This window comes from Sphingobacterium sp. UBA7253 (genome assembly GCF_002472745.1).
Classification (GTDB): domain Bacteria; phylum Bacteroidota; class Bacteroidia; order Sphingobacteriales; family Sphingobacteriaceae; genus Sphingobacterium; species Sphingobacterium siyangense.
Map to the genome: position 1 here is coordinate 1 of NZ_DKSP01000039.1, position 5300 is coordinate 5300.

4 protein-coding genes are annotated in these 5300 nt (G+C 41.0%); 1 reads left to right on the forward strand and 3 read right to left on the reverse strand.

The genetic code is table 11. The annotated features are described in order from the left end of the window. Positions 1 to 1542 (reverse strand): CHASE3 domain-containing protein (locus B2X72_RS03755; RefSeq protein WP_286848319.1); only part of this gene is annotated, 1542 nt, incomplete at its 3' end. 8 nt (positions 1543 to 1550) lie between these two features. Then, positions 1551 to 3020: a hybrid sensor histidine kinase/response regulator gene (locus B2X72_RS03760; protein ID WP_286848321.1), complete on the reverse strand. Its 1470-nt coding sequence runs from the start codon at positions 3018 to 3020 to the stop codon at positions 1551 to 1553. Positions 3021 to 3495: 475 nt separating this feature from the next. Between B2X72_RS03760 and B2X72_RS03765 the strand changes: the two genes are divergently transcribed. After that, positions 3496 to 3621, forward strand: coding sequence for a hypothetical protein (locus B2X72_RS03765; protein ID WP_262507993.1), 126 nt, complete (start codon positions 3496 to 3498; stop codon positions 3619 to 3621). Positions 3622 to 3759: 138 nt separating this feature from the next. Here the strand turns inward: B2X72_RS03765 and B2X72_RS03770 are convergent, their stop codons facing one another. Continuing rightward, entirely contained in the window at positions 3760 to 4917 is a 1158-nt protein-coding gene (locus B2X72_RS03770; RefSeq protein WP_088161295.1) for a zinc-dependent alcohol dehydrogenase, read from the reverse strand. Positions 4918 to 5300: the final 383 nt, after the last annotated feature.

A 5300-nucleotide genomic window follows, 5' to 3' on the forward strand; every position in this document is an offset into this window, starting at 1 on the left:
TTTCTGAATTTCCTGATTTCGGTCTGCTATCAGTATATTTTTTTCTTCTAGCATTGCAGAGCGTTGCTCCAGTTCTTTATTGGCTTGCAGCAGTTCTTCCTGTTGTACGCGTAGTTCTTCTTCGGACGTCTGGAGTTTTTGGGTATGGATTTCAAGATTTGCATTGAGATTTTCCAGCTCGGCATGCTGTGCCTGAAGTTCCTCTGTCTGCGATTGCGTTTCTTCAAGCAGCTGCTGTACTTTCAGCCGCGCCTGAGCTGCAACAATCGCTGCACCAATATGACGGCCCGCTTCTCTATAAAAGGGCATCTGGGGTTCCTCGAATTTCCTGAAAGAACCAAGTTCAATAACACCAATGCAGGTGTGACCATCAAAAATTGGAAGTAATAAGATCGAATGCAGGGGTAAATATCCTGCAGTAAAACTGACCACATTTTTCGAAGGATATGGATTTTCTATGATCCGTACTTTGCCGTCCACAAACGCCTGACCGACAGCGCCTTCTCTGGGTGCGATAAATTGCCGCATCGAATCTTCATGGCCGTAGGCTCCTATCAGTGCTAGCTGCGTATGCTCAAGGATATAAAGGGAGCCGTTGGCACATTCCCCATAAGTGACTAAGATTTGCAATGCATCGGAAACTAGATCTTCTTTCACTTTGTTGCCGACTAAAACTTCGTTTAGCAAGGCGAGCCCGGTCTGGCGCCATTCATTGTCGCTAAGTTCATCGAAAGATTGTTTTAACGAATCTGCCATATTGTTTAGTGAACCGGCTAAACTTCCTAGTTCATCATGCTCCTGGTCATTGATTTTAACCGAATAGTTTCCGGCAGCAATCTGTCCCGCAATACGTTGTGTTGCGACGAGTCTTTGGGTGATCTCCCTATCTTTTTTCTTAAGGTCTTGTTCGAGCTGTACCCGTTTCGCCAGGTCCCTTCTAAGCCTTATATAAGAAAATATGGTAATGAACAGCGAAAAAATCGCAGCGATGATCACAAAAAGTGAAGTCAATGTTGATGCCGTATTGAGCCTTCCGGACCTACTGTCGAGCAATTTCTCTTCATTGTCCACAAGTCTTGCGAGAAGCGCACGGCATCTGTCCATATATTTCTTGCCCTCCTCCATGTCCTCTAAGGTCACCGTACCCCGGGCCTTTTTTATGTTAACCAGTCCGGCCAGTTTATTCAATCGGGACTCGACCAGCTGGCCGATGCTATCTATTATTTTTTGCTGCGGGAGATTGTCCGATACCAGGTCACGGGCGGTGGCAATTGACTGAGGGAGGGAGCGGGAACTGCTATAATAGGGTTCCAGAAAATGTTCTCTTCCGGTGAGCAAAAACCCCCGCTGTCCAGTCTCGGCATTTTGCAGGTCGATCAAAATTCTGTTCGAGCGTGCAATAACACGTCTACTGTGATCAACCATTTGACTATTATGGATCTGATTACGGATACTTAGATATGATGCTGTCGAACTGGTCAATAACAGGGCCAGTGAAAATCCAAAGCCGATCTGCAGATCTCTTAAAAAACGTTTTGGCATTGCCTGGTTCAATTTAAAGGTAAAGAAAAATAAAAAGTAGTTCCTCCTGTGGGGGCACTGCGTACACCGATAGTTCCATTGTGCTGCTTAATTATTTCAGCGCAGATATAAAGACCAATCCCCAGACCCTGAAAGTTTACGGACGATTCTTCCACACGGTAAAACTTATCAAACACGTGTTTTTGCCTGTTTTCCGGGATACCTATACCGCAATCGGTGACAAATACACTAACTGAGTCAGATTCATATTGTATGTCTATTGTTATACAGGGCCTATTGACTGAATATTTTATCGCATTACTGAGAAAATTGATCAAGACTTGCTCTATACGCCTCTTATCACCTTTTATCATGTGGTTGATAAGATTGGGATCGTAATGAAAATAAAAATCAACATCGGCATTCATCTGTCTCATTGAGGATATAGTCTCTTCAATCAGGTTTTCAATTACAAAATCCTCTTTTCTTAAATTTAGCTGGCCGCTATCAATTTTAGAAATATCGAGCAGGTCTTTTATCAGCTCCTGTAACTTATCTACATGTCCATCTAGGGTAAGGAGATGTTTTTGGATAGAAGAAATGTCGTTTAAGCCGATCAGGCGCATCATAAATTGCACATAACCCTTAATACTGGTCAGAGGTGTCTTTAGTTCGTGGCTGGCAATGCTCAAGAATTCGTCTTTCTTTTTTTCCAATTGTTTTCTGTGGTCAATGTCCGTCAGGGTTCCCACCCAAATTGGGCCCGATTCCTGCTCGCGTATCGGTGCTATGCGAAGAAGAAAATATTTGTAATTTTCTGCGCTAAGCTCTTTGATGCGGACTTCTTTTTCATAAACCGTTCTGTGTGACACAGCGTCAGTCCATAGCATTTTGATCTCCTCGTCATCGGGATGTGTGGGCGGAAAAGATTCAGCGGACCGAGCAAATCGGTACCATTGGGAATTGACAAATTTTATGCCCCCATCAAAATTTGCAGTGAAAGCCAGCTGCGGTAAGGATTCGAGTGTCAGGTGGAGCTGGTCAACCTGTTTTTCAAGGGCACGCTGGGCTTTTTTGCGTTCTTCGATTTCAGATAGAAGCTGTTCCTGCATTTTATTGAGAGCGACTGTCTTTTCATGGAGATCATAGAAAGTTTTGACTTTCAGATTCAGGATATCCGGATCGACAGGTTTAGTGACGTAATCATGACCACCGGAAGCATATCCCTGCGTAATGAATTTTTTGTCCTTGCTGACTGCCGATAGGAATATTATCGGGATATTTTTTGTTTTATTGAGGCCACGTAGGGTTGCTGCAACTTCAAATCCATCCATATCCGGCATCTGGACATCCAGAATAATGAGTACGTAGTCGGTTTTCAGGGATTTTTTTAGCGCTTCCTCACCAGAGAGGGCAGTATCCACTAAAAAATTTTTTGATTCTAAGAGCTTCTTTAATGAAAATATGTTTTCTTCTTGGTCATCTACAATTAAAATCATGGTTTCTGCATTTATGTTTAACGGTAGTTTGAGATTGTATAAGTAAATGTTAAATATACACAGTTTATTTGTATCAACGAATTCAACTCTGTCCTAAAGGGAAAATTTTTGATAAATTATAAAAGCCGACAGCAAATATAGATTTAGCCGTTTATAAATTGGGGTAATATAGAAAATCGATACAAGTCTACCAAAACTAGCTTTGCGGTATTTTTGTTGATCATGTTTTCCTCATTAGTTCATATTTTGATTATTTATTCGACTCGGTTTTAAAACATTTTTGGAGGGCAAATGGTTGGGTAAAAAAGCAGATAGATTAGAAACAATTAAGTTGTTTTTAATCTATCATTAAGGATACTTAAAAATAAATGAACTATTGTAGCTTCAATAATGCATAGAAATAAACTCTAATTATCTGATATAGTATTTACTATCGTCTTAAAGCGTATGATTGATTTACAAAAAATATTTGCAGATGGGGTGGTCCCAGATCGAAAGTGCTGCAGCTAATTTTAAAGGGGGGATTACAGCTTACACGCTTGAAGAGAAAGTAGACCAAAGCACAGCAAAAATATGGAGAAAATATTTTGGTAACTTTTGAAGGAATACTTGCGAAGCTATTTTAGCGATTTGCGAAAAGGCCTATCCGCATTAACCGAACGATAAACCGCGAGGGAAAATCATTTAATGTTTACAGCAAGCCTGCTCATTTTTCGTGATTTTTCCTCGCAAATTTATCTTAGGGTTTCAAAACTACTTTAACGCAATCGTCTTCTTTCTCATTGAAGATTTTATAGCCATGCTCCGCTTCAGTAAGCGGAATGGTGTGGGTGATAATATCATCGAGAACTACTTTATTTTCGCTGACGAGGTTGACAAGCTTGTCAATATAGTTAAGAACAGGGGCTTGACCCTGCTTAATGGTGATACCTTTATCAAAAATCCTGAATAGTGGGAAATTATCGTATGGTGAACCATATACGCCCATGATCGATACTGTTCCCATTCGTCTGACCGCTTCAAAGCACATTTCCAATACTTTTATCGACCCTTTTTCAAAATTTATCGTTGCTTTTACTTTATCCATAAAATTTCGTTCGGGCTCAAAGCCTACTGCATCTACGCACACGTCGGCTCCTCTTCCGTCAGTCATTTCACGAATTGCCTGAATAACATCTACTTTATGTGGGTTTAGGATTTCAACGTTATTGACTGCTTTCGCTTTCTCCAATCGATAGTCCAGTGGGTCTATAGCGATAACTCGACCAGCACCATTAAGCCATGCTGCTTTTTGAGCCATCAGGCCGACAGGACCCGAACCAAAGATTGCAACAGTTTCACCGCCTTTCAGATTTGCCCAATCAATCGCAGACCATCCGGTAGGAAAAATGTCTGTTAAAAACAAAGCCTGTTCATCAGTCAGGTGTTCGGGAATAATCCGAGGACTGATATCGGCATAAGGAACGCGTACATATTCAGCCTGACCGCCAGAATATCCTCCGTAAAGATCAGTATAGCCGAAGAGTGCACCACCTTTTTGATCCATCAAATCCCCGTTGGGACCATAGTGTTTAAAGTTTGAATTCTCGCAGGCAGGAGATGCTTCATGCGTACAGAAAAAACATTTTCCGCAAGCGATCGGAAAGGGGACTACTACACGGTCGCCTTTTTTTAGATTGGTGATTTCTGAGCCCACTTCCTCTACGATGCCCATAAATTCGTGTCCCATGATCAGGTTTTCCTTCTGCGGGACTGCACCGCTTAGAATATGTAGATCGGAGCCACATATTGCGGTCGCGGTTACTTTTAGAATGACGTCTCTTGGGTCAAGTATAGCTGGGTCAGGTACATTATCGACCCTGATATCGCCGGGCTTATGGAATACTGCTGCTTTCATAATTTATATTTTAGAATGTGTGTACATTTAACCAATTATTAATCTGTGTTTTAAAGGAACACATCCAAAACAACTTTGGTTCAAAAAATAATAGCACACAACTATTCACATCTCAATGAAGGGTATTTTTCTCAAAAGATAACGTATATGCAACATCAATATGTGTCAAACCATTAGGTGTTCGGTGATGTTCACGGTGAAAGAATAATTCATTAAATGAAGGTGATGAAGATTAAATAGAATAGGTTGTATGGTGGAATGATATTATTTTTAAATTCACTAGAATCAATCTCTGTCGAAGAGTCTTCGAATTGCTCTATTGTTTTTTTGAGTTCTTTCCGCTCGCAACAATACTAAGGCTAATCAATAACAGCAGATCGGAA